At 73.2% G+C, this 25,440-nt stretch carries 24 protein-coding genes; 14 read left to right on the top strand and 10 right to left on the bottom strand.

The annotated features are described in order from the left end of the window. A complete protein-coding gene (locus ABZ898_RS00230; protein WP_361651217.1) occupies window positions 1–1,833 on the bottom strand; it encodes a phosphoenolpyruvate carboxykinase (GTP) in 1,833 nt (610 codons plus the stop codon). Window positions 1,834–2,205: 372 nt separating this feature from the next. Here ABZ898_RS00230 and ABZ898_RS00225 point away from each other — a divergent pair, with 372 nt between their 5' ends. Both ABZ898_RS00225 and ABZ898_RS00220 read left to right on the top strand, forming a co-directional pair. Continuing rightward, complete coding sequence (locus ABZ898_RS00225; RefSeq protein ID WP_361651215.1) at window positions 2,206–2,889, top strand: hemolysin III family protein; 684 nt, start codon at window positions 2,206–2,208, stop codon at window positions 2,887–2,889. Window positions 2,890–2,920: 31 nt separating this feature from the next. Beyond that, a complete protein-coding gene (locus ABZ898_RS00220) occupies window positions 2,921–3,652 on the top strand; it encodes a Mut7-C RNAse domain-containing protein (protein WP_361651213.1) in 732 nt (243 codons plus the stop codon). A gap of 7 nt (window positions 3,653–3,659) precedes the next feature. Here ABZ898_RS00220 and ABZ898_RS00215 read toward each other — a convergent pair whose 3' ends face one another. The 3 genes from ABZ898_RS00215 to ABZ898_RS00205 all read right to left on the bottom strand — a co-directional run bounded on the left by ABZ898_RS00215 (window position 3,660) and on the right by ABZ898_RS00205 (window position 7,367). Next, window positions 3,660–4,547, bottom strand: coding sequence for a prohibitin family protein (locus ABZ898_RS00215; RefSeq protein WP_361651211.1), 888 nt, complete (start codon window positions 4,545–4,547; stop codon window positions 3,660–3,662). 114 nt (window positions 4,548–4,661) lie between these two features. Further along, the gene (locus tag ABZ898_RS00210; RefSeq protein ID WP_361651209.1) at window positions 4,662–6,695 is read right to left on the bottom strand and encodes a thioredoxin domain-containing protein; all 2,034 of its coding nucleotides are present in this window, start codon (window positions 6,693–6,695) and stop codon (window positions 4,662–4,664) included. 78 nt (window positions 6,696–6,773) lie between these two features. Then, complete coding sequence (locus ABZ898_RS00205; RefSeq protein WP_361651207.1) at window positions 6,774–7,367, bottom strand: TetR/AcrR family transcriptional regulator; 594 nt, start codon at window positions 7,365–7,367, stop codon at window positions 6,774–6,776. Window positions 7,368–7,417: 50 nt separating this feature from the next. On the opposite strand from ABZ898_RS00205, the gene ABZ898_RS00200 reads away from it, so the two are divergent. The 3 genes from ABZ898_RS00200 to ABZ898_RS00190 all read left to right on the top strand — a co-directional run bounded on the left by ABZ898_RS00200 (window position 7,418) and on the right by ABZ898_RS00190 (window position 11,827). After that, window positions 7,418–7,969, top strand: coding sequence for a GNAT family protein (locus tag ABZ898_RS00200; RefSeq protein WP_361651205.1), 552 nt, complete (start codon window positions 7,418–7,420; stop codon window positions 7,967–7,969). 28 nt (window positions 7,970–7,997) lie between these two features. Beyond that, the gene (locus ABZ898_RS00195; RefSeq protein ID WP_361651203.1) at window positions 7,998–8,474 is read left to right on the top strand and encodes a YbaK/EbsC family protein; all 477 of its coding nucleotides are present in this window, start codon (window positions 7,998–8,000) and stop codon (window positions 8,472–8,474) included. A 146-nt stretch (window positions 8,475–8,620) separates the two neighbouring features. Continuing rightward, a complete protein-coding gene (locus ABZ898_RS00190) occupies window positions 8,621–11,827 on the top strand; it encodes a tetratricopeptide repeat protein (protein ID WP_361651201.1) in 3,207 nt (1,068 codons plus the stop codon). Window positions 11,828–11,869: 42 nt separating this feature from the next. On the opposite strand, the gene ABZ898_RS00185 is transcribed toward ABZ898_RS00190, so the two are convergent. Together ABZ898_RS00185 and mca are read right to left on the bottom strand one after the other, a co-directional pair. Beyond that, window positions 11,870–12,109 carry a hypothetical protein gene (locus ABZ898_RS00185; RefSeq protein WP_361651200.1) on the bottom strand — a complete coding sequence of 80 codons (240 nt, stop codon included), beginning with the start codon at window positions 12,107–12,109 and terminating at the stop codon, window positions 11,870–11,872. Beyond that, on the bottom strand, window positions 12,102–12,983 hold the full coding sequence (gene mca, locus ABZ898_RS00180) for a mycothiol conjugate amidase Mca (protein WP_361651198.1): 882 nt from the start codon (window positions 12,981–12,983) through the stop codon (window positions 12,102–12,104). The genes ABZ898_RS00185 and mca overlap by 8 nt, the downstream gene beginning before the upstream one ends. A gap of 158 nt (window positions 12,984–13,141) precedes the next feature. On the opposite strand from mca, the gene ABZ898_RS00175 reads away from it, so the two are divergent. Together ABZ898_RS00175 and greA are read left to right on the top strand one after the other, a co-directional pair. Continuing rightward, the gene (locus ABZ898_RS00175; RefSeq protein ID WP_361651196.1) at window positions 13,142–13,540 is read left to right on the top strand and encodes a DUF4307 domain-containing protein; all 399 of its coding nucleotides are present in this window, start codon (window positions 13,142–13,144) and stop codon (window positions 13,538–13,540) included. 171 nt (window positions 13,541–13,711) lie between these two features. Then, window positions 13,712–14,212, top strand: a complete 501-nt coding sequence (gene greA, locus ABZ898_RS00170; protein WP_361651194.1) for a transcription elongation factor GreA — start codon at window positions 13,712–13,714, stop codon at window positions 14,210–14,212. 64 nt (window positions 14,213–14,276) lie between these two features. On the opposite strand, the gene ABZ898_RS00165 is transcribed toward greA, so the two are convergent. The 3 genes from ABZ898_RS00165 to ilvA all read right to left on the bottom strand — a co-directional run bounded on the left by ABZ898_RS00165 (window position 14,277) and on the right by ilvA (window position 17,555). Next, window positions 14,277–15,134 (bottom strand): ABC transporter permease, encoded by an 858-nt coding sequence (locus ABZ898_RS00165; protein ID WP_361651192.1) that lies wholly within the window; start codon window positions 15,132–15,134, stop codon window positions 14,277–14,279. Continuing rightward, a complete protein-coding gene (locus ABZ898_RS00160; protein ID WP_361651190.1) occupies window positions 15,131–16,132 on the bottom strand; it encodes an ATP-binding cassette domain-containing protein in 1,002 nt (333 codons plus the stop codon). Before ABZ898_RS00160 ends, ABZ898_RS00165 begins: the two co-directional genes overlap by 4 nt. Window positions 16,133–16,325: 193 nt before the next feature. Further along, a complete protein-coding gene (gene ilvA, locus ABZ898_RS00155) occupies window positions 16,326–17,555 on the bottom strand; it encodes a threonine ammonia-lyase (RefSeq protein WP_361651188.1) in 1,230 nt (409 codons plus the stop codon). Window positions 17,556–17,778: 223 nt separating this feature from the next. Between ilvA and ABZ898_RS00150 the strand changes: the two genes are divergently transcribed. The 3 genes from ABZ898_RS00150 (at window position 17,779) to ABZ898_RS00140 (ending at window position 19,145) form a co-directional block, all read left to right on the top strand. After that, window positions 17,779–18,273, top strand: a complete 495-nt coding sequence (locus ABZ898_RS00150) for a MarR family transcriptional regulator (protein ID WP_361652239.1) — start codon at window positions 17,779–17,781, stop codon at window positions 18,271–18,273. Window positions 18,274–18,397: 124 nt separating this feature from the next. Beyond that, window positions 18,398–18,883, top strand: a complete 486-nt coding sequence (locus tag ABZ898_RS00145) for a sigma factor-like helix-turn-helix DNA-binding protein (protein WP_361651186.1) — start codon at window positions 18,398–18,400, stop codon at window positions 18,881–18,883. A gap of 13 nt (window positions 18,884–18,896) precedes the next feature. Continuing rightward, window positions 18,897–19,145: a hypothetical protein gene (locus tag ABZ898_RS00140; protein ID WP_361651184.1), complete on the top strand. Its 249-nt coding sequence runs from the start codon at window positions 18,897–18,899 to the stop codon at window positions 19,143–19,145. 6 nt (window positions 19,146–19,151) lie between these two features. Here ABZ898_RS00140 and ABZ898_RS00135 read toward each other — a convergent pair whose 3' ends face one another. Beyond that, complete coding sequence (locus ABZ898_RS00135) at window positions 19,152–20,309, bottom strand: cystathionine gamma-synthase (protein WP_361651182.1); 1,158 nt, start codon at window positions 20,307–20,309, stop codon at window positions 19,152–19,154. Between the two features lie 177 nt (window positions 20,310–20,486). Between ABZ898_RS00135 and ABZ898_RS00130 the strand changes: the two genes are divergently transcribed. The 4 genes from ABZ898_RS00130 to msrA all read left to right on the top strand — a co-directional run bounded on the left by ABZ898_RS00130 (window position 20,487) and on the right by msrA (window position 25,387). Next, window positions 20,487–21,605, top strand: coding sequence for a hypothetical protein (locus tag ABZ898_RS00130; protein WP_361651180.1), 1,119 nt, complete (start codon window positions 20,487–20,489; stop codon window positions 21,603–21,605). A gap of 222 nt (window positions 21,606–21,827) precedes the next feature. Continuing rightward, entirely contained in the window at window positions 21,828–23,462 is a 1,635-nt protein-coding gene (locus ABZ898_RS00125; protein ID WP_361651178.1) for a M48 family metallopeptidase, read from the top strand. A gap of 63 nt (window positions 23,463–23,525) precedes the next feature. Continuing rightward, window positions 23,526–24,647 (top strand): hypothetical protein, encoded by a 1,122-nt coding sequence (locus tag ABZ898_RS00120; protein WP_361651176.1) that lies wholly within the window; start codon window positions 23,526–23,528, stop codon window positions 24,645–24,647. A 74-nt stretch (window positions 24,648–24,721) separates the two neighbouring features. Beyond that, window positions 24,722–25,387, top strand: coding sequence for a peptide-methionine (S)-S-oxide reductase MsrA (msrA, locus tag ABZ898_RS00115; RefSeq protein ID WP_361651174.1), 666 nt, complete (start codon window positions 24,722–24,724; stop codon window positions 25,385–25,387). Window positions 25,388–25,440 lie beyond the last annotated feature (53 nt).

The raw sequence follows: 25,440 nt of genomic DNA, 5'->3' as shown, positions 1-25,440 counted from the left end.
TCAGCCCAGGCGCTCGACCAGGGCCCGGTACTGGTCCCACAGCTCCTTGGGCGTGTGGTCGCCGAAGGTGTTGAGGTGCTCGGGCACCAGGGACGCCTCCTCACGCCACACGTCCTTGTCGACGGTGAGCAGGAAGTCCAGCTCCGCCTCGGAGAGGTCCAGGCCCTCGGTGTCCAGGGCGCCCTTGGCCGGCAGCACACCGATCGGCGTCTCGACACCCTCGGCGCGGCCGTCGAGGCGGTCCACGATCCACTTCAGGACGCGGCTGTTCTCGCCGAAGCCCGGCCAGACGAACCTGCCCTCGCCGTCCTTGCGGAACCAGTTGACGTAGTAGATCCGCGGCAGCTTCGCCGGGTCCTTGTCCTTGGCCACGTCGATCCAGTGGGCCATGTAGTCGCCCATGTTGTAGCCGCAGAACGGCAGCATGGCGAAGGGGTCGCGGCGCAGCTCGCCGACCTTGCCCTCGGCGGCGGCGGTCTTCTCGCTGGCCACGTTGGCGCCCAGGAACACGCCGTGGTTCCAGTCGAAGGACTCCGTCACCAGCGGGACCGCGCTGGCCCGGCGGCCGCCGAAGAGGATCGCCGAGATCGGCACGCCGCGCGGGTCCTCCCACTCGGGCGCGATGATCGGGCACTGCCCGGCGGGAACCGTGAAGCGGGCGTTGGGGTGGGCGGCCGGGGTGCCGGAGTCCGGCGTCCAGTCGTTGCCCTTCCAGTCGGTCAGGTGCGCGGGCCGCTCCTCGGTCATCCCCTCCCACCACACGTCGCCGTCATCGGTGAGGGCGACATTGGTGAAGACCGCGTTGCCCCACAGGGTCTTCATCGCGTTGGCGTTGGTGTGCTCACCGGTGCCGGGCGCGACGCCGAAGAACCCGGCCTCGGGGTTGATCGCGTACAGCTGGCCGTCCTCGCCGAAGCGCATCCAGGCGATGTCGTCGCCGATGGTCTCCACGCTCCAGCCGGAGACGGTGGGCTCCAGCATGGCGAGGTTGGTCTTGCCGCAGGCGGAGGGGAAGGCGGCGGCGACGTACTTGGACTCGCCGTGCGGCGGGGTGAGCTTGAGGATGAGCATGTGCTCGGCCAGCCAGCCCTCGTCGCGGGCCATGACGGAGGCGATGCGCAGGGCGTAGCACTTCTTGCCGAGCAGGGCGTTGCCGCCGTAGCCGGAGCCGTAGGACCAGATCTCGCGGCTCTCGGGGAAGTGCGAGATGTACTTGGTGGAGTTGCAGGGCCAGGGCACGTCCCGCTCGCCCGGCTCCAGCGGGGCGCCGAGGGTGTGCACGGCCTTGACGAAGTCGCCATCCGCGCCCAGTTCCTCCAGCACCGCGCTGCCCATGCGGGTCATGGTGCGCATCGAGGCGGCGACGTAGGCGGAGTCGGTGATCTCCACGCCGAGCGCGGAGAGCGGGGAGCCGAGCGGGCCCATGCAGAAGGGCACCACGTACATCGTGCGGCCGCGCATCGAGCCCCGGAACAGGCCGCCCTCGCCCTTCGCCCCCTGGAAGACCTCCCGCATCTCGGCGGGGTCCTTCCAGTGGTTGGTGGGGCCCGCGTCGGCCTCCTTCTCGGAGCAGATGAAGGTCCGGTCCTCGACCCGCGCGACGTCGGTCGGGTCGGAGGCCGCGTGGTACGAGTGCGGACGCTTGACGGGGTCGAGCCGGGTGAAGGTGCCCTTGGCGACGAGCTCCTCGCACAGGCGCTCGTACTCGGCCTCGGAGCCGTCACACCAGACCACGCTGTCCGGCTGCGTCAGTTCGGCGATCTCGTCGACCCACGAGATCAGTTCCTGATGAGTGGTCGGGATGACGGTGGGAGCCGCGTTGTCGCGCGCCACGATCGCTCCTAAGTGAGGGTTTATGGCCCTGGTGAGGGATTCTCTCGGCCCCTTGGGGGCTGCGGCCCGGATGCCAGACGGCGACCCCGATGGGGTCACCGCTCATCCGGTACCGACCGCACTCATTTGATCATCCGATGCGAGTGCGCATATGTCCAGAGGGCGTCACAGGTGAGCGAGTACCCCCGAACCGGCGCGTTGCGCGTCCGTCCTGCTGACATGCGCACCTCTTTGCGTCCGCCTGGGATGTACATGGCGGATTTTTTACGCGCGGGCGCCGGAGCGGGCGTGAGACGATGGATCTTGACCGGGGTCCTCCCCCGGCCGCCCACGCAGGGGGACTGATCCGTAACTTACGGTCCCGTAGGTACGATGCGTTGCATGACTGCGTCCGTCTCCGCCGCGCTCTCCCTGCCGGAACCCGTCAAGCCCCGGCTCCGTGGCTGGCTGCACCTGGGCATGTTCCCGGCCGCACTCATCGCGGGCCTGGTGCTCACCGCCCTCGCCGACTCCACCCGGGGCCGGATCGCCTGCGGGATCTACGCCCTGACGGCCTGCCTGCTCTTCGGGGTCAGCGCGCTGTACCACCGGGGCGACTGGAGCCCCCGCGCCGACCGCGTGCTGCGCCGGCTCGACCACTCCAACATCTTCCTGATCATCGCGGGCACCTACACCCCGCTCACCCTGCTGCTCCTGCCGGGCACCAAGGGCCAGTGGCTGCTGTGGGGGATCTGGGCGGCCGCCCTGGCGGGCATCGCCTTCCGCGTCTTCTGGGTCGGCGCGCCACGCTGGCTGTACACCCCGTGCTACATCGCCATGGGCTGGGCGGCCGTCTTCTTCCTGCCCGACTTCATGCGCACCGGCGGCGTCGCCGTCCTGGTCCTGGTGGTCGTCGGCGGACTGCTCTACAGCGCCGGGGGCGTGGTCTACGGCATCAAGAAGCCCAACCCCTCACCGCGCTGGTTCGGCTTCCACGAGGTCTTCCACTCCCTCACCCTCGCCGCGTTCATCGTGCACTACGTCGGCATCTCGCTGGTCGCGTACCAGCACTCCTGAGGGTCTCCAGGGCGCGTGCCATCCTGAGCGGGTGAACGGACCCGTGATCCACCTCGAAGTCGCCCCGGACCTGCACCTGTTCGTGCCGCACGCGCACCGGGCGGGCGTCGCCGGACTCGGTGTCGACGGCGTCTCCTCCCTCGGCCATGTCGTGGAGTCCCTGGGCATCCCGCTGACCGAGGTCGGCACCCTGACGGTGGACGGCCGGGAGGTCCCCCGCGCCCACGTCCCGGCCGACGGCGAGTCCGTCCACGTCGGCCCGGTCCCCCGCCCCCAGCACGTGCCCGGCGCCCCCTTGCGCTTCCTGCTCGACGTGCACCTCGGCACACTGGCCCGCCGCATGCGCCTGCTCGGCGTGGACACCGCCTACGAGTCCACCGACATCGGCGACCCGGCGCTCGCCGCGCGCTCGGCGGCCGAGCGCCGGGTCCTGCTCAGCCGCGACCGGGGCCTGCTGCGCCGCCGCGAGCTGTGGTCCGGGGCGTACGTGTACAGCACCCGGCCCGAGCAGCAGCTCCGGGACGTGCTGGAACGCTTCGCCCCCGAGCTGTCCCCCTGGTCCCGCTGCACCGCCTGCAACGGCCCCCTTCGTCCGGCCACCAAGTCCCAGGTGGCCGACCGCCTGGAGGCCGGCACCCGCGACACCTACGACGTGTTCGCCGCCTGCGGCGACTGCGGCCGCGCCTACTGGAAGGGCGCGCACCACGAGCAGTTGGAGGCGATCGTGGCGGAGGCGGTGCGGTTCCGTTCGGAGCTTTCTTAGCGGGTAGCTAGTTCTTCGTACCGTCCACGATGACCGGGCTGCCGCCGGAGCCGGAGCCGCACGGGACGGCGTACACCGGGTGGGACTTGGCGGCCTCCCGGAAGGCGTCCAGGCACTGGTTGTAGAGCACCTTGTCGCTCAGGGAGCGCTCCAGGATCTTGTTGGCGCGGGCCGTGCCCTCGGCGTCGATCCGCTTGCGCTCCGCCTCCGCCTTCGCGGTCCGCGCGGCCTCGACGGCGCGCTCGGTGGCCTGCTCCTGCTGGATCTTCTTGTCGATCTGGCCCTGCAGCTGCTTGGACGGGCGGACGTTGCGCAGGTTGACGGTGGTGACGTCGATCCCGCGCGGCGCCAGCCGCTCCTTCACCTGGCTCTCGATCTCGCCGCTGATCCGCTCGCGGGCGGAGGCGTACCCCTCCTCGCTGGTGTGCTTGGCGAAGACGTTGCGGATGATCTCGCGGCTGTCGGGCAGCACCAGCCGCTCCTGCACGGCGTCCTCGCTGCCGGCCAGCCGGTACAGCGCGACCGCCTTGCCCGGCACGACCGCCCACTTGACGGTGACGTCGGCGTACAGCACCCCGCCCTGCGAGGAGCGGACCTCGACGACGTCGTCACCGCCCAGGTCGAGGTCCACCGGGCGGGTGGAGAAGGAGGTGACGTCGGTGAACGGCGACTTCAGGTGCATGCCGGAGCCCAGCGGGGTACCGACCCGGCCGAACGTCACCGGCACGCCGACCTCGTAGGCGCTGACCACGTGGACGCAGGCGAAGAGCGCGGCAAGAACCCCGCCCAGGGCACTGAGGGCGGCACCGATCCACCAGCCGGTCTCGTCCCGGCTTCTTCCGACGAAGAACAGCACGACCGCCGCCACGAGCAGCAGTACGGACAGCACGAACACGGGCTTCCCCCCACAGGACGCGATGAACCCGCCACCCCTTCGCCGGGGCGGCGGGCAGCGCATCGTAGCGGGAACAGGTGTACGGGAAGTAGCCGTCGGGCGTACCCGGTCCGGTCAGCGGCCACCCAGTGCCGTGCGCAGCGCGCCGGGGTCGGTCACCGGGGCCTCGCAGGTGAAGTCCCGGCAGACGTAGGCGGCCGGTGCGCCGTCCACCAGGGGGCGGTGGGCGAGCAGGGGGAACTCGTCGCCGTCCGGGGTGCCGGCCGCGACGACCGCGCCGGGGGCCGTGGCGAGGAGGGCCGTGCGGTGCAGGGCCGCGGTCCGCTCGTCGCCGAGGGACGGTCCGACGACCGCCACCTCGCGCGGGCCGTCCTGGAGCGCCTCCGCCGCGGCGAGGCCCCAGCCGATGAACCGGGGCACCCGCGGCCCGAGCGCCTTGACCACGCCGAGGGCGCGTTCGGCGGCCGTCCGGTGGGCCTCGGAGCCGGTGTGCGCGGCGTAGGACAGCAGGGCGGCGGTCGCGGCGGACCAGCCGGAGGGGGTCGCGTTGTCGGTCGGGTCCTGCGGGCGGCGGATCAACTGCTCGGCGTCGGAGGCCGTGTCGTACAGCGCGCCGGTCTCCGGGTCGGTGAAGCGGGTCAGCACCTGGTCGAGGAGGAGGCCGGCGAAGTCCAGCCACACGCCTTCGCCGGTCACCGAGGCGAGCGCGAGGAAGCCCTCGGCGACGTCCGCGTAGTCCTCCAGTACCCCGGCGTTGGTCCCGGCGCGGCCGTCCCGGCTGGTCCGGGTGAGCCGGCCGTGCTCGTCGAGGTGGACCCGGACCAGGTGGTCGGCGGCGGCGACGGCGGCCTCGACGAGGTCGGGGCGGCCGAAGTAGGCGCCGGCCTCGGCGAGGGCGGCGACGGCCAGGCCGTTCCAGGCGGCGACGACCTTGTCGTCCCGGCCGGGCGCGGGCCGCCGGGAGCGCTCGGCCAGCATCCGCTCCTTGACGGAGGCGATCCGGGCGGCATCGAACACCCGCTCCGTCTGCGGCAGTTGGAGCACGGACTGACCGTGCTCGAAGGTGCCCTCACCGGTCACGCCGAAGTACTCGGCGGCGAGGTCGCCGTCCTCGTCCCCGAGGAGGGCTCGGAGCTTCTCGGGCGTCCAGACGTAGTACGCGCCCTCGATGTGCTTCCCGCTCCCGTCGTCGCTGTCGGCGTCCAGCGCGGAGGCGAACCCGCCCTCCTCGGTGCGCAGTTCACCAACGAGGAAGTCGGCGGTCTCCAGCGCGACGCGGCGGGCGAGGTCGGAGCCGGTGGCCCGCCAGAGGTGGGCGTAGACCCGGCAGAGCAGGGCGTTGTCGTAGAGCATCTTCTCGAAGTGCGGCACGACCCAGTCGCGGTCCACCGAGTAGCGGGCGAAGCCGCCGCCGAGCTGGTCGTAGATGCCGCCGCGGGCCATCCGCTCGCAGGTGTCGGCCGCCATCTGCAGGGCGCCCTCGGAGCCGGTGCGGGCGTGGTGGCGCAGCAGGAACTCCAGCGCCATGGACGGCGGGAACTTCGGCGCGCCGCCGAACCCGCCACGCTGCGGGTCGTACTCGCGGGTGAGCCCGAGCAGCGCCTGCGCCAGCTCCTCCTCGCCCGGCACCCCGGCCGCCTGCTGGACGATCTCGCGCTGGGCGAGGTCCCGCGTGATCTTCCCGGCGACCTCGGTGACCTCGTCCCGCCGTCCGTCCCACGCCTGGTGGACGCCCTCCAGCACCTGCGGGAAGGAGGGCATGCCGTGCCGGGGGCGGGGCGGGAAGTAGGTGCCGAAGTAGAAGGGCTCGGCCTCCGGCGTGAGGAACACCGTCATGGGCCAGCCGCCCTGCCCGGTCGCCGCCTGCACGGCCTCCATGTACACCGCGTCGACGTCCGGCCGCTCCTCCCGGTCCACCTTCACGCTGACGAAGTGCTCGTTCAGGTAGTCGGCGGTGGCCTGGTCCTCGAAGGACTCGTGCGCCATGACGTGGCACCAGTGGCACGCGGAGTACCCGACCGACAGCAGGATCGGCACGTTCCGCCGCCGCGCTTCCTCGAAAGCCTCCGGCCCCCACGGGTACCAGTCGACCGGATTGTCAGCGTGCTGGAGCAGATACGGCGAGGTCACGTCGGCTAGCCGGTTCATACGATCCAGCCTCTCACAGCGCCCCCGCCGGGCGGCGAAGCCCGCGCGCACCGCCTGTCCGGGGCGGTCGCGCGCCGCTCACCCGGTACGGGGGGCCAGTGCGGCGAGGTACTCGTCCAGCAGTTCCACCTGCCGCCCGGGCGGGAACTCCGCCGGGGCGAGCAGGGCCTGCACCACCAGGCCGAGGACGAAGGACTGGGCGCGGGTGGCGATCCCGGCCGGGTCGCCGGGGGCCAGTTCACCGAGCGCCTGGGCGGCGGCCACGCGTCCGGCCAGGCGGGTGCGGCTCTCCGCGTACCTGCGGGCGTGGTCGGCGCTCAGGGCGGGGTCCGAGAGGGCGGTGTCCCAGGAGGAGACCCAGACGCGGTTGCTGTCGGCGGCCTCGGGGGTCAGCGGCAGGATGTCGAGCAGGGCGTCCCGCAGCGCCGCGAGCCCCGGCCCGCTCGAACGGCGCGGGCGGGCGCGGGTGCGCCGGTCGAGCAGGTCGAGGGCGTGCTCGACCAGGGCCCGCTTGGTCGGGAAGTAGTGGGTGAGCAGGCCGGTGGTGGCGCCGAGTTCGGCGGCGACGGCACGCAGCGTCAGCCCCGCGAAGCCGCGCGCGGCCATGACCCGCCACACCGCCTCGGAGACGTCCCGTCTGCGGGCCTCGTGATCTCCCTTGGTGCGTGGCATGCCGCCACGGTACATTGCCGTAACACTTGTTATGCGAACGGGGAGGCCCCATGTTCCTGCTGCCGCTGCGCGACGGCGCCCACCTCGCTCCGTTGGAGCCCTGGCACGCCGAGGAGTTCGCCGCGCACCTGGACCGCGCCCGCGAGCACATCCGCCCGTGGGTCGGCGCCGGATTCGTCACCACGGACCTGCCGGGCGCGCGGGCCACCCTGGAGCGGTACGCGGCCCGCCAGGCCGCCGACGGCGGCCGCCTCTACGGCATATGGCGGGACGGCACCCTGGTCGGCGGCGTGATGTTCACCGACTTCAGCACGGCCCTCGGCTCCTGCGAGGTCGGCTGCTGGCTGGAGCCCTCCGGCGAGGGCCACGGCCTGGTCACCCGGGCCTCGTCCGCACTGCTGGACTGGGCGTTCGGCACCCGCGGCCTGCACCGGGCCGAGTGGCACTGCCGGGCCGACAACGACCGCAGCGCGGCGGTGGCCAAGCGGCTCGGCATGACCATGGAGGGCGTGCGGCGCGAGGCGTGGCCGTACGCGGGCACGCGCCACGACAAGCAGGTCTGGGCGGTCCTCGCTCCCGAGTGGCACGCTCGGGAGCGGTGAACCGCACCCCAGCGAGGAAAGGGACTTGATGCACGAGCGAGTACGACGGGTCAGCACGGCCCTGCGGGAACGCGGCAGCGCGGCCGAGGTGGTCGAACTGCCCGCCCCGGCACCCACCGCCGCCGACGCGGCCGCCCAGCTCGGGTGCACCGTGGGGGCGGTCGCCAACAGCCTGGTCTTCTCCGTGGACAGCGCCCCGGTGCTCGTCCTGACCAGCGGCGCCCACCGGGTCGACACCCGGCTGCTGGCCCGCCTGCTCGGCGTCGGGCGGAGCAAGGTGCGCCGCGCCGACCCGGCGTTCGTCCTGGAGGTGACCGGCCAGGAGGTCGGCGGCGTGGCTCCCGTGGGCCACCCCCGTCCCGTACGCACCCTGGTCGACGTCGCCCTGGAGGACCACGGTCAGGTCTGGGCGGGCGCGGGCATGCCGCACACCGTCTTCCCCACCACTTTCGCGGAGTTGGTGCGCATGACCGGCGGCGAGCCGGCCGTGGTGGCCGCCGACTAGTCAGCCTGGGCCCGCGGCCCGCCTCGCGGCCCGTCCCCCGTGACCGCCGTTCCCCGGCCGGTGATCGACGCACTCTCGCGCCGGCCGCCCACCCGAAGGACACTGGTGGGCAAGGGAGTTGCGGTATCCGGCGCCGAGGGGGACGCATGCGGGACGGACATCGGGCCGAGGCCGACCGGCTGTTGGTACGGGCCGTGGAGGAGGAGGTGCGCCGGTCGGGCGGGCGGACCGACGGCGCGCCGCTGCTCGCGCGGGCGCGCGCCGCGCTCGACGGCATGGCGGGGGCGGCGGAGGAGGAGTACACCGCCTACACCCGCGCGCTCGACGCGTCCGAGGCGGACCGGCTGACCTTCGGCCGCCGCTACGCCCGCGAGGGCGCCGGGACCCCGCTGCTGGTGGCGGCCGTGGCCGCGGCCGGCGCCGCCGTCGCCGACCTGTCCCTCGGCACCGGCGCGGGCACCGCGCTCGGGGCGGGCCTGATCGCCGGAGTGGCCGGAGCCGCCGCGACGGTGGTGAAGGTGGCCGGCACCCATCTGCCCGCCGCCCACCACCGCAAGGGCGCGGCGAGCCAGCCGGGCGGCCCCGAGCAGTTGCGGCTGCAGTGGCTGACCGCGCTGGAGGTACGGGGCATCCGCCCCTTCCTGGACCAGCAGCGGATGCTGGCCGCCTCCACCGCCCCGCGGAAGCCGGGCGGCGGCCCGGCGCTGCGCGGCGCGGACAAGAGCGCGGCCGCCCGGCGGCGCACGGCACTGGACCAGTCCTTCGGCCAACTGCCCGACCCCGACGACCTGTTCGCGGGCCGTGCGGAGGAACTGGCGCGCATCCGCCAGTGGGCGCTGGCCGCACGCGCGGAGACGGAGACCCGGCCGACCGTGGTCGTCCTGCACGGCGAACCCGGCTCGGGCCGCACCACCCTCGCGGTGCGCGCGGCACACGAACTGCGCGACCACTTCCGGGGCGCCGTCGTCGTCGACCTGCGCGGCGACGGCCGCGAGACCCGCCCGCTGCCCGTCCGCGACGCCCTGCTGCACCTGCTGAACCGGCTCGGCGCACCCCGCGAGCAGCTGCTCTTCCGTGAACACGCCTCCCCCGAACAGCAGGTCAAACGGCTCGGCGAGCTGTACCACCAGCACCTGGCCGGGCTGCCGGTCGCCCTCGTGCTGGACGACGTGTCCGACCCGGCGCAGGTACGCGCGCTGATCCCGGAGCGCTCCGACAGCCTGGTCCTGGTCACCGCCACCGCCCCGCTGAAGCTGGACGCCGGCCTGCCCGCCTGGGTGCACCAGCTGCCCGTGACGGCCCTGGACTCGGCCGGCGCCGGGGAACTGCTCGGCGCCGGGGCGCGCGAGTCCGGCCACCCCCACGACGCCGACTCCACCGAGCGGATCAGGGAGCTGTGCGGCGGACTGCCGCTCGCGCTGCGCTGCGCGGGCTCCGCGCTGGGCTCCCGCCCGGCGAGCGCGCTGGCGGCGGAGCTGGCCGCCTACGGCCCCGTGGCACCGGTGGAGCGGGTGCTGTGGCTGCGCTACACCGACCAGCCGGAGCCGGCCCGCCGCCTGCTGCGCCGGCTCGCGCTGGCCGGACGGGCCTCACTGGGCGTGGCGGCGGCCGCCGCGCTGCTGGGCGCCGGCGAGCAGGAGGCGGGCCGGCACCTGGCCGCGCTGGCCCGCGCCGGGCTGCTGGACCACGTCCGCGACGACCGGTACCGGCTGCACCACCTGGTACGCGCCTTCGCCGAGGCCCGGCTGCTGGACGAGGAGGAGCCTGCCGAGCGCACCGCCGCCCAGGAACGGCTGATCCTGAACTACGCGGAGCTGGCCGACTCGGTGCTCCGCCTGGTCGACGGCAACATGTCGACGCGGTCGGACCGGTTCGGCTCGCACGGCTTCCTGTCGCTGGAGGAGGCGCTGCGCTGGCTGGACGACGAGACCAGCTTCATCACGGCCACCCTGCGCCGGGCCGAGGGCGTGGACCAGGGGGCGGTGCTCAACCTGCTGGGCGCGCTGTGCGACTACTGCCTGCTGCGCGGCGACCTGTACCGGCTCGGCGAGATCAACGAGCTGGCGCAGGCCGTGGACGAAGGGCTGCTGGTGCGCTCGGTGCAGTGGCGCACCGGCATCGCGGCCCGGCAGCTCGGCGAGCTGGACAAGGCGCGTACCACGCTGACGTCGGTGGTGGACCTCTACCGGGAGGCGCAGCACGACGCGGGCGCCGCCCGCGCGCTGTGCTCGCTCGGCATCACCCTGCACCACCAGGGCAACCTGACCGAGGCGGCCGCCAAGCTCCAGGAGGCGATGGATCTCCAGGCGCCGCCGCAGCTGGCCACCGACCGCGCCTGGACGATGCACGCGCTCGCCGCCGTCCAGCGCGACCGGGCCCGGCTGCCGGAGGCGCTGGAACTGCTGGAGCGCTCCCTGGTCCTGCACCGGGCGGGCGGCTCGGTGCACGGCGAGGCGTGGGCCCACTACCAGCTCGGCCAGCTCGCGCTGTGCCTGGGCGACGTGCCCCGCGCGGAGTCGGAGCTGCGGGCGGCACTGGACCGGTACGGCCGCACCCGCGACGGGCGCGGCGAGGCGTGGGCGCTGACCCAGCTCGCCCGCGCCCGGATGGTCGACGGCGACGCCGGGCCCGCCGTGGAGGGGCTGCGCCAGGCGGCCGCGCGACACCGGGACAACGAGGACGCGCGCGGCGAGGCGTGGACGCTGTACCACCTCGGGCAGGCGCTGGAGGAGACCGGCGATCTGGACCGGGCGGTGCGGGAGCTGGAACGCTCGCGCACGATGTTCTCCCGGATGCGGGACGTGTACGGCCTGGCGTGCGCCCGGCACCACTCGGCGCGGGTGACCCGCGACCAGCGGGCGGCGCAGACCGGCTCGCTGCGCAACTCCGGCTTCGCCCGCCAGCTACTGGTCGACGCCCGCGCCGACTTCCAGCGGGTCGGCGTCCCGCACGGCGAGGCGTGGTCCTGCCTGGAGCTGGCGGTGGTGGACGCCGGCAACGCCCGTACCCAGCAGGCGCTGGCCCTGTGCGACGAGGCGCTCGGACTGTTCACCGCCTACGGCGACCGGCGCGGCGAGGACTGGGCACGCTTCCTGCGCTGCACCCTGCTGCCGTACGCGGCGCCCGGCGGCACCGAGGTGGGCACGACGGTCGCCCAGGAGGAGCTGGCCCGCCTGGTCCGCTCCGAGCACCCGCTGCGGGACGAACGGCTCACCGACTGCGCCCCGGCCTACGCCCTGCTGCTGCAGCGCGGGGTGAGCCTGGAGGCGGGCTGGCAGGCCTGGCGGCTGCGCATGACACCGGACCGGCACGCCCGCGATGTGCTGGGGGTGCCGGTACCGGGCAAGAGGTGAGCGCGGCGCGGCCGGTCCGGTCGCGCCCCGCTCGCGGCAGGTTCAGCCCTGCCGGGAGTCGGTCTTCGTTCCGGAGGTCTCCCCCTCGGCGGGGGCCTCCTTGAAGTCGACCTTCCCCATGTGCTTGCTCATGGACTTCATCAGGCCCCAGACGGCCAGGGCCATCACCGCGAACACGATGAAGCCGAGGACACCGGGGGTGACCTTGTTCTCGTCGATCTCCTTGGCGAGAGGGACGAGGTGCGTCACTGCGAGGCTCACGCTTGCGCTCATGTCAGGCATTGTCCCGGATGCCCGCGAAGAGGTCGTCCTCGGGGAGGGAGGTGTCCACGAGGGACTTCGCCAGCTCGTACTCCTCGGTGGGCCAGACCTCCTTCTGGAGCTCCATCGGGACCTTGAACCAGCCGCCGTCGGGGTCGATCTGGGTGGCGTGCGCGATCAGCGCCTTGTCCCGGATCTCGAAGAAGTCGGCGCAGGGGACGTGCGTGGTCAGGGTGCGCTCGACCCGCTCGAACTCCTTCCACCGCTTGAGCCAGTCCCCGTACGGCGACTCCAGGCCGCGGTCCAGCATCGCGTGGTGCAGGGCCTCGGTGCGGGGGCGGTTGAAGCCCTGGTTGTAGTACAGCTTGCCCGGCTGGAAGGCCGGGCCGAACTCGGACTCCGGGTACTTCTCGGTGTCCGCCGCGCCCTCGAACGCCACCATCGAGATCTTGTGGGTCATGATGTGGTCGGGGTGGGGGTAGCCGCCGTTCTCGTCGTAGGTGGTGATCACCTGCGGACGGAACGCGCGGATCTTGCGCACCAGCTCACCGGCCGCCTTGTCGACGTCCTCCAGCGCGAAGCAGCCCTCCGGCAGCGGGGGCAGCGGGTCGCCCTCGGGCAGACCGGAGTCGACGAAGCCGAGCCACTCCTGCTTGATCCCGAGGATCTCGCGGGCCTCGTCCATCTCCTTCTTGCGCACCTCGTGGATGTTCTCCTCGATGTACGCGTCACCCTGGAGCTTGGGGTTGAGGATGGAGCCGCGCTCTCCACCGGTGCAGGTCACCACCAGCACGTCCACCCCGTCGGACACGTACTTCGCCATGGTGGCCGCGCCCTTGCTCGACTCGTCGTCGGGGTGCGCGTGGACGGCCATCAGTCGCAGCTGGTCAGTCAAGACTCGTTCCTTGTTGGTCGGCGCCCCGCGGTTCGGTGGGGCAGTCAACGGGTGCCGTGCCGGGGGCACGTCGTCCATGGGGCGGCGGTCGGAGGGCGGGCGGCAGGCTTCTATAGTGACCGAATCGGGGGGCGAATAATTCCGCGGAGAGGACGATCATGGCTACGGCGAGCACGCGGCTGCCCGAGGGCCGCTACGGCCGTTCCTCGGACGAGCGTGCCGACCACCGGCTCAAGATCCTCGGCGCGGTGCTGGGCGCGGCCCTGATCGCGCTGGTCGGCTTCTTCGCCTACCACTACGTCGCCAAGAGCGAGATCAGCGCCCAGGTCATCACCTTCCAGGCCACGGACCACTCCGTGCGGGTGCATCTGGAGGTCCACCGGGACGCCGGTGTCGCGGGCTACTGCACGCTGCGCTCCCAGTCGGCCGAAGGGGCCGAGGTCGGCCGGGCCGACTTCCGTTTCACCGGGCCGGACACGCGGGTGGACAAGGTCGTCACGCTCCGTACGACCGCCAAGGGGTCCACCGCCGAACTGCTGGGCTGCCACGCCGGCTGAGGCACCACCCGGAATGCGTACGGCATGACCTGCGCTGATGCGATTCTGATGGCTTATGTCCTCCCCCTTTCGCCCCTGAATTGTTAGGCTCGTGGTTTCGCCCATCCAAGAGAGAACATGCTTCTGGGTAGGGCGATGCTTTGTATTCCCAGTACCGACGAGGAGCACCCTGTGACCCAGACCAGCGAGAACGTCACCTGGCTGACCCAGGAGGCGTACAACAAGCTCAAGGACGAGCTTGAGTACCTTACTGGTCCTGCGCGCACGGAGATCGCGGCCAAGATCGCGGCCGCGCGCGAGGAGGGCGACCTGCGCGAGAACGGCGGGTACCACGCGGCCAAGGAGGAGCAGGGCAAGCAGGAGCTGCGCGTGCGCCAGCTCACCCAGCTTCTGGAGAACGCCCAGGTGGGCGAGGCTCCGGCCTCCACCGATGGTGCCGTCGCGCCGGGCATGGTCGTCACGATCGCCTTCGACGGTGACGAGGACGACACGATGACGTTCCTGCTCGCCTCCCGCGAGTACGCGAGCTCCGATGTCGAGACCTACTCCCCGCAGTCCCCGCTCGGCTCGGGCGTGATCGGCCACAAGGTCGGCGAGGACGCGGAATACGAGCTGCCGAACGGCAAGAAGGCCACGGTGAAGATCCTGAAGGCCGAGCCGTACTCGGGCTGACCCGATCCCCCTTTTTCTTCCGGCCGGCCCCCGGCGCCCTCGCGGCGCCGGGGGCTTCGTCGTGTCAGGCGGTGGCCGAGCGGTACTTGCGGACCGCCAGGGTGCGGAACACCACGATGATGAGGACCGAGTAGATCAGCGAGGCCCACACCGGGTGCTGCATGGGCCAGGCGGTGGACGTGGACCCGCCGGGGTTGGCGAACAGCACACGGGCCGCCTCGACGGTGGCGCTGAACGGGTTCCAGTCCGCGATGTGCCGCAGCCACGGGGTCATGTTGCCGGTGTCGACGAAGGCGTTGGACAGGAAGGTCACCGGGAAGAGCCAGACCAGTCCGCCGGAGGTCGCCGCCTCGGGGGTGCGCACGGACAGGCCGATCAGGGCGCCGATCCAGGTGAACGCGTACCCCAGCAGGAGCAGCAGGCCGAAGGCTGCCAGCACCCGCAGGGCGTCGGTGTCGCCGTCGGACCCCACCCGCCAGCCGACCAGCAGGGCGACCACGGCCAGGACCAGCAGGGTGAGCGCGGTCTGCACGAGGTCGGCGAGCGTACGGCCGGTCAGCACCGCACCGCGTGCCATGGGCAGCGAGCGGAAGCGGTCCACCAGGCCCTTGTGCATGTCGTCGGCGATGCCCGCGCCCGCGCCGGCGGTGGCGAAGGTGACGGTCTGCGCGAAGATCCCGGCCATCAGGAAGTTGGTGTAGGCGGTGGCGCTGGTGCTGCCGCCGACCTTCATCGAACCGCCGAAGACGTAGGTGAACAGCACCACGAACATGATCGGCTGGATGAGGCCGAAGATGACGACCTCGGGGATGCGGACCATGCGGATCAGGTTCCGCTGGGCCACGATCAGGGAGTCCCGGACGGCCCGCCCCAGCGGATGGGCGGGCGCCACGGCCTGGGCGCTCCGGCTGACGGCACTCACTTGACGGCCCCCTCGGTCTCGGTGGTGCTCTCGGTGTCCGCAGGCGCGCCCGGGCCGGCCTCGGCGGTGTGTCCGGTCAGGGAGAGGAACACGTCGTCCAGGGTCGGACGGCGCAGCGCGATGTCGTCTATCTCGATGCCCCGGGTGTCCAGCTCCCGGATGACCTCGGCGAGCAGCTTGGCGCCGCCGGTGACGGGGACGGTGAGCTTGCGGGTGTGCTCCTCGACCGTGGTCTCGCCCTTGCCGAGGGCGCGCAGCACCTCCGCGGTGCCCGCGATCCGGTCCCGGTCGTGCACCACGACCTCGACGCGCTCCCCGCCGGTGCGGGCCTTGAGCTGGTCGGAGGTGCCCTGGGCGATGACCTTGCCGTGGTCGACCACGGCGATGTCGTGGGCCAGGTGGTCGGCCTCCTCCAGGTACTGCGTGGTGAGCAGCAGGGTGGTTCCGCCGGAGACGAGCTGCTTGATGACCCCCCACAGCTCCTGGCGGTTGCGCGGGTCGAGGCCGGTCGTCGGTTCGTCCATGAACATCACGGGCGGCGAGACCACGAGCGCCGCCGCGAGGTCGAGCCTGCGGCGCATGCCCCCGGAGTAGGTCTTGGCGGGCCGGTCCGCGGCGTCGGCGAGATGGAACTGCTCCAGCAGCTCCGCCGCGCGCGCCTTCGCCGCCTTGCCCCGCATCTGGTAGAGCCGGCCGACCATCTGGAGGTTCTCCCGGCCGGTCAGATACTCGTCGACCGCCGCGAACTGGCCGGAGAGACCGATGGAACGGCGCACGGTGTCCGGGTCCTTGAGCACGTCCACCCCGGCGACGACCGCCCTGCCGCTGTCGGGGCGCAGCAGGGTGGTCAGGCAGCGGACGGTCGTGGTCTTGCCCGCGCCGTTCGGCCCGAGCAGCCCGAGGACCGTCCCCTCCGGAACGTCGAGGTCGACGCCGTCCAGAGCCTTTACGTCCCCGAAGGTCTTCACCAGACCCTCGGCATGGATGGCGCCCGGCATGATGTCTCCACGTCGTCGGTGGTGCACGGAATTGGCTGCTGCGCGGACCCGGCCCCCAGACGAGCGAGCGGCGATCGGACCCCCGTGCGAAAAACCGTAACGCGATGTATCGCGTCGCTCAACGGGTTTTCGCAATCCTTCCCCGAACGAGTGACACGGGCCGCGGACCGCCCCGGTTCGGCCGCCCGGCCGCTCAGTCGATGATCGTGTACCCCGACTCGCGCAGCGCGGCCGTGACCTCGGCGCGGTGGGCGGGGCCCTGGGTCTCCAGGTGGAGTTCCACCTCGGCCTCGCTGAGGCCGAGCCGCGGGTCGGTGCGGATGTGGCTGACGTCGAGGACGTTGGCGTCGGCCGCCGACAGCACGCCGAGCAGGGTGGCCAGCGCGCCGGGGCGGTCGGTCAGCCGCAGCCGGACCGCGAGGTAGCGGGACTGGGCGGCCATGCCGTGCCGCAGCACCCGCTGGAGCAGCACCGGGTCGACATTGCCGCCGGACAGCACCGCGACGACCGGACCGGGGAAGCCGCCGGGGTCGGCGAGCAGCGCGGCGACCGGGCTGGCGCCCGCCGGTTCCACGACCAGCTTGGCCCGCTCCAGGCACAGCAGCAGCGCGGCCGAGAGCTGGTCCTCGCTGACCGTGCGCACCTCGTCCACCAGGTGCTCGACGATCCCGAACGGCACCGTGCCGGGCGTCGCGACCCTGATGCCGTCGGCCATGGTCGCGGGGTTCCCCACGGTCACCGGGTGCCCGGCGGCCAGCGAGGGCGGGTAGGCGGCGGCGCCCTCGGCCTGCACGCCGATGATCCGCACGTCGGGCCGCAGCATCTTCACCGCCACCGCGATCCCGGCCGCGAGGCCGCCCCCGCCCATGCCGACGACGATCGTGCGGACCTCCGGGCACTGCTCCAGGATCTCCAGGCCGACCGTGCCCTGGCCCGCGATGATGTCGGGGTGGTCGAAGGGGTGGATGAACACCGCGCCCGTCTCGGCCGCGTACTCCTCGGCCGCCGCGAGCGCCTCGTCCACGACCTGGCCGTGCAGGCGCACCTCGGCGCCGTACTCACGGGTGGCGCTGACCTTGGGCAGCGGGGCGCCCTGCGGCATGAACACGGTCGAGCGCACACCCAGCAGGGAGGAGGCGAGCGCGACGCCCTGCGCGTGGTTGCCGGCGCTCGCGGCGACCACCCCGGCGGCGCGTTCCTCGGGGAGCAGTCCGGCGATGCGGACGTAGGCGCCGCGGAGCTTGAACGAGCCCGTCCGCTGGAGGTTCTCGCACTTCAGGTGCACCGGCGAGCCCACCATCCGCGAGAGGTGCCTGCTGCCCTCCAGGGCGGTCGCGCGGGCCACGCCCGAGAGCATCTTCTGCGCCCCGCGCACGTCGTCGAGGGTGACGGAGCGCAAGGGGTCGGCCGTGCGGTAGCTCATGCCTCAAGTCTCGCAGTTCACGCTCGCGTCCGACGACGATCCCGACAACGCCGCGAGCGTGCGTGCCAGGCGTCGCGCGCCAGGCGCCACTTTGCGGACACGGCCCAGCGCCGGTACCGGTTTGCGCAGCGCCCGTACGGGCCGCCCCCGGGCCGCGTACCCTGTCCCCCAACCCAGCACCCCTTCATGAAGCGAGCCTCCGGCCATGCCCACAACACCTGATATGTCGATGGACATGACAACCGTCGGTGACAGCGGTCTGCTCGACACCCTCCAGCACGAGGTGGCACTGTTCGCGCGCCGCGCCGAACAGACCCGGCTCGGCGGGGTCGGCCAGGTGCGCAACTCCATGGACCGTGCCGCCTACCTCCTGCTCAACCGCCTCGACAACGAGGGCCCCATGGGCGTGAAGGCGCTCGCCGCGAGCATGGGCATCGACTCCTCCACGGTGACCCGTCAGGTGGCCCCGCTGGTCGACTCGGGCCTGGTCAAGCGCACCTCGCACCCGGAGGACGGGCGCGCCGTGGTGCTCCAGCTCTCCCCGCGCGGCAGCACCCGGCTGGCGGAAGTACGGGCCTCGCGGCGCCAGTTGATGGCCGAGCTGACCGAGGAGTGGACGCCCGCCGAGCGCGAGAGCTTCTGCGATCTCCTCACCCGGTTCAACACCGCGCTCTCCGAACGCATGGCCGTACAGCCGCAGCCGCCCGCCGCCACCTGAAGGCGGCCCGCTCCCGGCTCTTGACCCCCGGGCCCCCTCGGGCCTCATATGAGACCGGACCCTCGGCACGCGTCCGGGTCCCACGGGTTCTTCTCGCGCCGCGGGGTGCGCTGGGGGAGGCGGGGTGCGTGATCGGCAGGCCGTGCGGGACGCCCGCAGGGCACAGGAGTTCGGAGGGTTCGTCGCGGGCGCGGCGGCCCGGCTGCTGCACACCGCCACCCTGCTCACCGCGGAGGCGCCGGACGCCAACCCGCGGGCGCGGCGCCTGCTGACCCGCGCCCTCGCCCACACCTACGCCCACTGGGACCACCCGCCCGGCGAGGACCCCTACGACCGCGCCCGCGGCTACCTGGCGACCCGCTTCGCCCACGCGGCCTGGCACCGCTCCCGCCCGCTCGGGCCGCTCGCCGCGCTGACCCCGCGCGAACGCCTGGTCCTGGTGCTGCGGCTGTACGAAGGGCTGGCCGACCAGCAGACCGCGGCCCTGCTGGGCCTGCCCGCCGAGCGGGTACGCGCGCTCTGCGACCGGGGGACGGCCACCGTGCTGCATCCCCCGCCGGGGCACCCGCCGCGCACGCGGACCGGGGCCGTGAAGGGACTGGGGCCGTGAAGGGACTGAGCCCGTGAACCGGCCCGAACGCGAGGCCGCCGTGCGGCGGCTGATGGAGACCCTGCCGGTGAGCGTGCCGCCGGGGCTGCCCGGTGAGGCGGCGCGCCGGGGCGAACGCCTCCTGCGGCTGCTGCGGACCGGGCGGCGCCTGCTGTGGCTGCTGCTCGGCGCGGCGGCGGTCGCCTTCCTCACCTGGGCCGCGCTGACCCGGCCATGGGCGGAGCCGCCGTCGTCGACGACCCCGCCCGTGTCCCGCTGGTAGGGCGGGTTACTTGCCGAGCGCCTGCTGCAGGTCCTCCAGCAGGTCGTCCGCGTTCTCGATGCCCACGGACAGGCGGACCAGGTCGGACGGGACCTCCAGCGGCGACCCGGCGGCCGAGGCGTGCGTCATCCGGCCGGGGTGCTCGATGAGGGACTCGACGCCGCCCAGGGACTCGCCCAGGGTGAAGATCCGGGCGCGGTCGCACACCGCGACGGCCGCCTCCTCGCCGTCCTTGACGCGGAAGGAGATCATGCCGCCGAAGGCCCGCATCTGCTTGGCGGCGACCTCGTGGCCGGGGTGCTCGGGCAGGCCCGGGTAGAGCACGCTGCTCACGCGCGGGTGCCGGGACAGCATGTCGGCGATCTTCGTGGCGTTCTCGCTGTGCCGGTCCATGCGCACCGCGAGGGTCTTGGTGCCGCGCAGCACCAGCCAGGAGTCGAAGGGGCCGGCGACGGCGCCCATCGAGTTCTGGTGGAAGCCGATCTCCTCGCCCAGGCCCTCGTCCGCGACGATCAGCGCACCGCCGACCACGTCCGAGTGGCCGCCCATGTACTTGGTCAGCGAGTGCACGACGACGTCGGCACCGAGGGACAGCGGCTGCTGGAGGTAGGGGGTGGCGAAGGTGTTGTCGACGACGAGCTTCGCCCCGGCGGAGTGCGCGACCTGGGCCACGGCGGCGATGTCGGTGATGCCGAGCAGCGGGTTGGAGGGGGTCTCCACCCAGACGGCCTTGGTGCGCGGGGTCATCGCGGCGCGCACGGCGGCCGGGTCGCTGGTGTCGGCGACGGACCACTCCACGCCCCAGCGGGAGGCGACCTTGGCGAAGAGGCGGAAGGTGCCGCCGTAGGCGTCGTTGGGGATGACGACGTGGTCGCCGGGGCTGAGCAGCGTACGCAGCCGGGTGTCCTCGGCGGCGAGGCCGGAGGCGAACGCGAAGCCGCGGCGGCCGCCCTCCAGCGCCGCGAGGTTCTCCTCCAGCGCCGTCCTGGTCGGGTTGGCGCTGCGGCTGTACTCGTAGCCGCCGCGCAGTCCGCCCACGCCGTCCTGCTTGTAGGTCGAGACCTGGTAGATGGGCGGGACGACCGCGCCCGTGAGGGGATCGGCGGTGTTGCCCGCGTGGATCGCCAGAGTCTCGAAGTGCTCGCTGATGTGCCTGTCGCTCATGTGTACCGAGCGTAATGCGCTCGCGGGGGTGCTGCCGGACGCCGGGCCCGGGACGGGAGCGGTGCGGGGGCGGGAGCGAGGGGCTGGAGGGGGCCGGGGGGCGAGGGCGGGCGGGAGTTTTCCACAGGGACGGGGAGGGGTTGGCCAAGTGTCGGCGGCATCTGGTTCGCTTGACGCATGGCGACTCTCTGGCTGCTCCTGGCGCTGGCCCTCCTGGTCTGCGCGCTGCTTCCGCTGATCCGGCGCGGACGCGGCGGGATCGAGCGCGTGCATCCGGGCCACCCCGACGCCGCCGACCCCGAGCGGTACGGCTTCCTGCGCCAGGAGGAGCTGGACGTCCGCATGCCGGGCCCGGACCAGGACCTGCTGGACGTGCTGGACCTGGTGCGCCGCACCGGGGACCACCGTGCCGCGGCCCAGTTGCTCGCGGGCACGGAGACCGAGGGCGAGAGGCGCTGGCAGCGGGTGCAGGCGTTCGCCGGGGCGGCCTCGCTGGAGCTGCGCGAGCGGCCCGGCGGCGTCCACGAGACGCCGGGCGGCCAGTGGCTGCGGGTGTGGCGGGCCGAGCAGCCCAAGGACGCGGGTGGTGCGGCGGTGCACGCCGAGTTCCTGGCGCAGCAGGCGTGGCGGACCTCCGTGCCGGGCACGGAGGACTTCCGGATCATCATGGAGGAGGCGCGTGACGCCTGCGGGCGGGCCGCGCTCGCCGCCCCCGGCGACCCGGTGCCGCACATCGTCACCCTCTCCGTGGCACGCGGACTGGGCTGGTCCCGCCCGGAGTTCGACGAGCTGTGGGGCAAGATCCTCGACACCGCCCCGCACCACATGGGCGCCCACCTCGCCGCCCTGCACCACCTGTGCGAGAAGTGGCACGGCTCCCGCGAGGAGGCGTACGCCTTCGCCGAGGCCGCGGCGGCCCGCGCGCCCCAGGGCTCGCTGCTGGCCGCGCTGCCGCTGTTCGCGGTCTTCGAGCACCTGCCCGAGGTCAATCTGGTCTCCGGGTTCTACCGCAGCGAGGTCGTCGTCAAGGCGATCCACGGCGCGCTGCACGCGGTGCACTCCGCCCGGCCGGACGACCCGATGCTGGCGCACGTCCGGCACCTGCTGGTCTTCTTCCTGGTGCGGGCCGAGCGCTGGGCGGAGGCCATGGACCAGCTCGTGCACGTGGACGGTCATGTGGGCGCGCTGCCGTGGACCCTGTCCGAGGACCCGGCGGAGGCGTTCGCGGTGTACCGGGCGCTGGCGGTCGCGGGCTACGAGGCCAACGGCGGCAACCCGGCGAGCCTGCCGGGCTGACCCCGCCGGGCCGGCCCCGCCACCGGTCCTCGTCCGGGCGGCCGGGGAATCGGTATTGCTGGGCTGACCTGCGGTAGGGCATACTCCGCTTGCCCCGGGCTCTGCTCCTGCTCTGCCCCCGGCCCGAGTCCCCCCACACTCAAGCGGCCGCACCGCGCGGCGGTGTGCGCCATGTCCGTACTGCTCCGGCTTGCCCGGTTCCTGTGGGGGGATCTCCATCCGATGGGCGCAACCTTGCGCGCGCTGCGCGCCCTCGTCCTGCTGTCCGGCTTCTATCTGATCAGCCTCGCCCTGCTGGCGGCGCTGATCGGCATCGACATCGCCCTGTTCGACCTGGGGCTGCGCGGCTTCGCCGCCGTCAAGATCGTCATCGTCTCGGTGCTGGTCGCCGTGCCCGTCGTACGCGGCATGTTCATGCTCCGCACGCCGAAGGGCGAGGACCCGGCCGCCGTCGAGGCCACCGAGGCCGACGAACCCCGGCTGTGGGCGCTGGTGCGCGAACTGGCCGCCGAGAGCGGCACCCGCGCCCCCGCCCGCATCCTGCTCACCGCCGACGTCAACGCCTCCGTGCGCGAGGACGCGCGGCTGCTCGGCCTGCGCCCCGGACCGCGCACCCTCACCCTCGGCCTGCCGCTGCTCACCGGACTGAGCGAGGCCCAGCTGCGCGCCGTGCTCGCCCACGAGTACGGGCACTTCACCGCCGGCGACACCCGGCTGTCCGCGATCGTGGTGCGCGGCCGGGCCCAGATCAGCCGGGTCGTCGAGCAGTTCCACGCCACCGCCGCGGGCAAGGTGGACGACGAGCGCGAGCGCCAGGAGCGGACCGCCGCCAAGCGGATCGCCAAGGGCAAGAAGGCCCGCGAGGTCGACACCCGGCACACCGGCGCCCTGTACCGGGGAATGGCGTGGCTCTACACCCAGTACGCCAAGCTGTATCTGCGGGCCTCCCGGTCCACCGGGCGCGGGCAGGAGTTCGCGGCCGACCTGGCCGCAGCCCGGATCGCCGGCCGCGACGCCACCGCCTCCGCGCTGCGCGAGATACCGGTGCTCAGCACCGCCCACGGCTTCTACCTGGAGTCGTACGCCACGATGGGCCTGCCCGTGCGTACGCTGCCGCCGCGCGGTCAGTTCTTCGGCGGCTTCGGCCGGTTGCTGACGGCCCGGGCCACCGAGCTGGACGAGCTGCGCGCCGACCTGCCCGATGAGCCCGAGTCCCGGTACGACTCCCACCCGCCCATCGCCGAGCGGGTGCGCCGCATCGAGGCGCTGCCCGCCGACGGACGCGGCACGACGGGCGACGGCCCCGCGCTGGAGCTGCTCACCGACCCGGCCCGGACGCTGAGCGCGCTGGAGGAGGCGGTGCTGACCGCCGAGGCGCTGGCCTACCGGCGCACCGACGACTGGCCGGAGCTGCTGAACGTCGCGATGGCCGAGGGCATGGGCTCCGCGCAGACCCCGCTGCACCGCGCGCTGGCCGCCTACAACGGACGCCCCGCGACGCTCGCCGACCTGCTCGACGCCATCGACGAGGGCCGGCTGTGGCGGGTGGCCGAGCGGCTGCCGCTGTCCGACGAGGCGGCCGCCGCGAAGGGGCGGGCGTTCCGCGCGTTCGTGCGGCCCGCCCTCGGCGACGCGCTGCGCACGATGGTGCTCGCCGAGTTCAGCGCGCGTTCGCTGCTGGCCTGGGAGTTCTCCTGGTCGCGCCCGGCGGCCGTGCGGCTGCCCGGCGCGACGGGCGCCACCGGGGCGAGCCCCGAGGACGTGCTGAAGGCGGCCGTGGACGCCGCCCTGGCCGACCGGCCGGACACGGCTCCCCTGCGGGCCCTGCTCCCGCCGGTGGCCGCCCAGCCTGCCTGAGCGCGCGGCCGCCACCGCCCCCTTCCTCTCCCCCCTCCCGACCCGAACGGACCCCGCCCGCCCATGACCGTCCTGCTCTGGATACTGGCCGTCCTGGCCCTGCCCTTCGTCCTCTTCGCGGCCTGGATGGCCAAGGTGTTCCTGAAGGAGTTCTTCTCCGGCAACGCGGAGGCCGCCATCGCCGCCGAGGAGGCCGCCACGGCCGCCGCCGAGACGGCCGCCGCCTCGGCCGCGCTCGGCCTGCTGCCCGCCGAGCGGCAGAACACCGCCTCGGCCGGCCCGCTGACGCCGGAGACGGTGACCGCGCTCGCCGGGGTGCGGGGCGGCGACTGGCACCCCGCTGCCGAGCTGATGGCGGCCGTCGGCCGGGACTGGGAGCGCCGGTCGCTGCTCACGTTCCAGCTGGCCGACAAGGCCGCCGAGGACGACGAATGGCTGCTGGCCTGGGAGGCCGAGCGTCCCGGGGACCCGGACGCCGCCGTGGTCCGGGCCCGCAGCTCCGTGCTCCTGGCCTGGCGGGTGCGCGGCGCGAAGCGGGCGCAGTACACGACGCAGGAGCAGTTCCAGGGCTTCCACCGCGCGCTGACCAGCGCCCGCGAGGACATCGCGCGGGCCGCCGAACTGAACCCGGACGACCCCACGCCGTACGTCGCGGAGATCTGGGTGGCGCTCGGCCTCGGCTACCCCAACGCCCGGATGGACACCCTGTGGAAGGAGATCACCGACCGCGCTCCGCACCACTACGAGGCCCACTTCTCGGCCCTGCAGTACTGGTGCGCCAAGTGGCGCGGCTCCGAGCGGCTGGCGACCGAGTTCGCCGAGCGGGCGGCGGCCGGGGCGCCCGTCGGCTCTCTGCTGACGACGCTGCCGCTGATCGCGCACTTCGAGCACGACGACTCCGACGACACGGCCGCCGACAACACCCCCGAGATGGTGGCGCGGGTGGAGGCGGCCCTCAAGGACGCGGCCGCGGCCGACCCGGCGCATCCGCGCCTGCCCGAGATGCGCCACCTGCTGGCGTACTACCTGCACCTCCAGGGCCGCGACGAGGCCGCGCTGGAGTACTTCCGGCTGGTCGACGGCCATGTCGACGCGCTGCCGTGGCGGTACCGGAACAACAAGGCGGAGTACTTCTGCGAGGTCCGCGACCTGGCCGTGGTCGCGGCCGGGGGCAACGCGGCCTGAACCGGAATGCGCGGGGCGCGCCCGCCGTTGTAACCAGTGCCCGTCCGCACACCGAGACCGACCAGGGAGACCCCATGCTCTTCGGCCGCACACCGCAGCTACCGACCCCGGAGCAGGCGCTCTCGGGCCGGGACGTGCCCGCCTTCGAGGTCCCCGCACGGCACACCGTCCTCGGCAACCCCCTGACCGGCCCCTACCCGGACGGTCTCGAGGTCGCCGACTTCGGGCTGGGCTGCTTCTGGGGCGCGGAGCGCAAGTTCTGGCAGCTCCCCGCGGGCGTCTGGACCACGCTCGTGGGCTACCAGGGCGGCTACACCGAGAACCCCACCTACGAGGAGGCGTGCTCGGGCCTGACCGGCCACACCGAGGCGGTCCGCGTGGTCTACGACCCGGAGGTCATCTCCTACGAGCGGCTGCTCAAGACCTTCTGGGAGTCCCACGACCCGACGCAGGGCTTCCGCCAGGGCAACGACGTGGGCACGCAGTACCGTTCCGCGATCTACACCCACACCCCGGAGCAGGCGGCCGCCGCCGAGGCGTCCCGCGACGCCTACCAGAAGGTCCTGTCGGGCTCCGGCCACGGCACGATCACCACGGAGATCCTCCCCGCCGAGGGCCGCCCGTTCTACCCGGCCGAGCCCTACCACCAGCAGTACCTGGACAAGAACCCCGCCGGGTACTGCGGCATCGGCGGCACGGGCGTCTCCTGCCCGATCGGCGTCGCGCCCGCGCAGGGCTGATCCCCCCGCCCAGGGCCGATCACAGAAGAACGGGCCGCCCGGCTCCGGCCGGG

Origin of the sequence: Streptomyces sp. NPDC046860, from assembly GCF_040645115.1 — a bacterium.
Taxonomy (GTDB): domain Bacteria; phylum Actinomycetota; class Actinomycetes; order Streptomycetales; family Streptomycetaceae; genus Streptomyces.
Note: the sequence above shows the minus strand (reverse complement) of the source record. Positions and strands in the feature narration are given on the sequence as shown.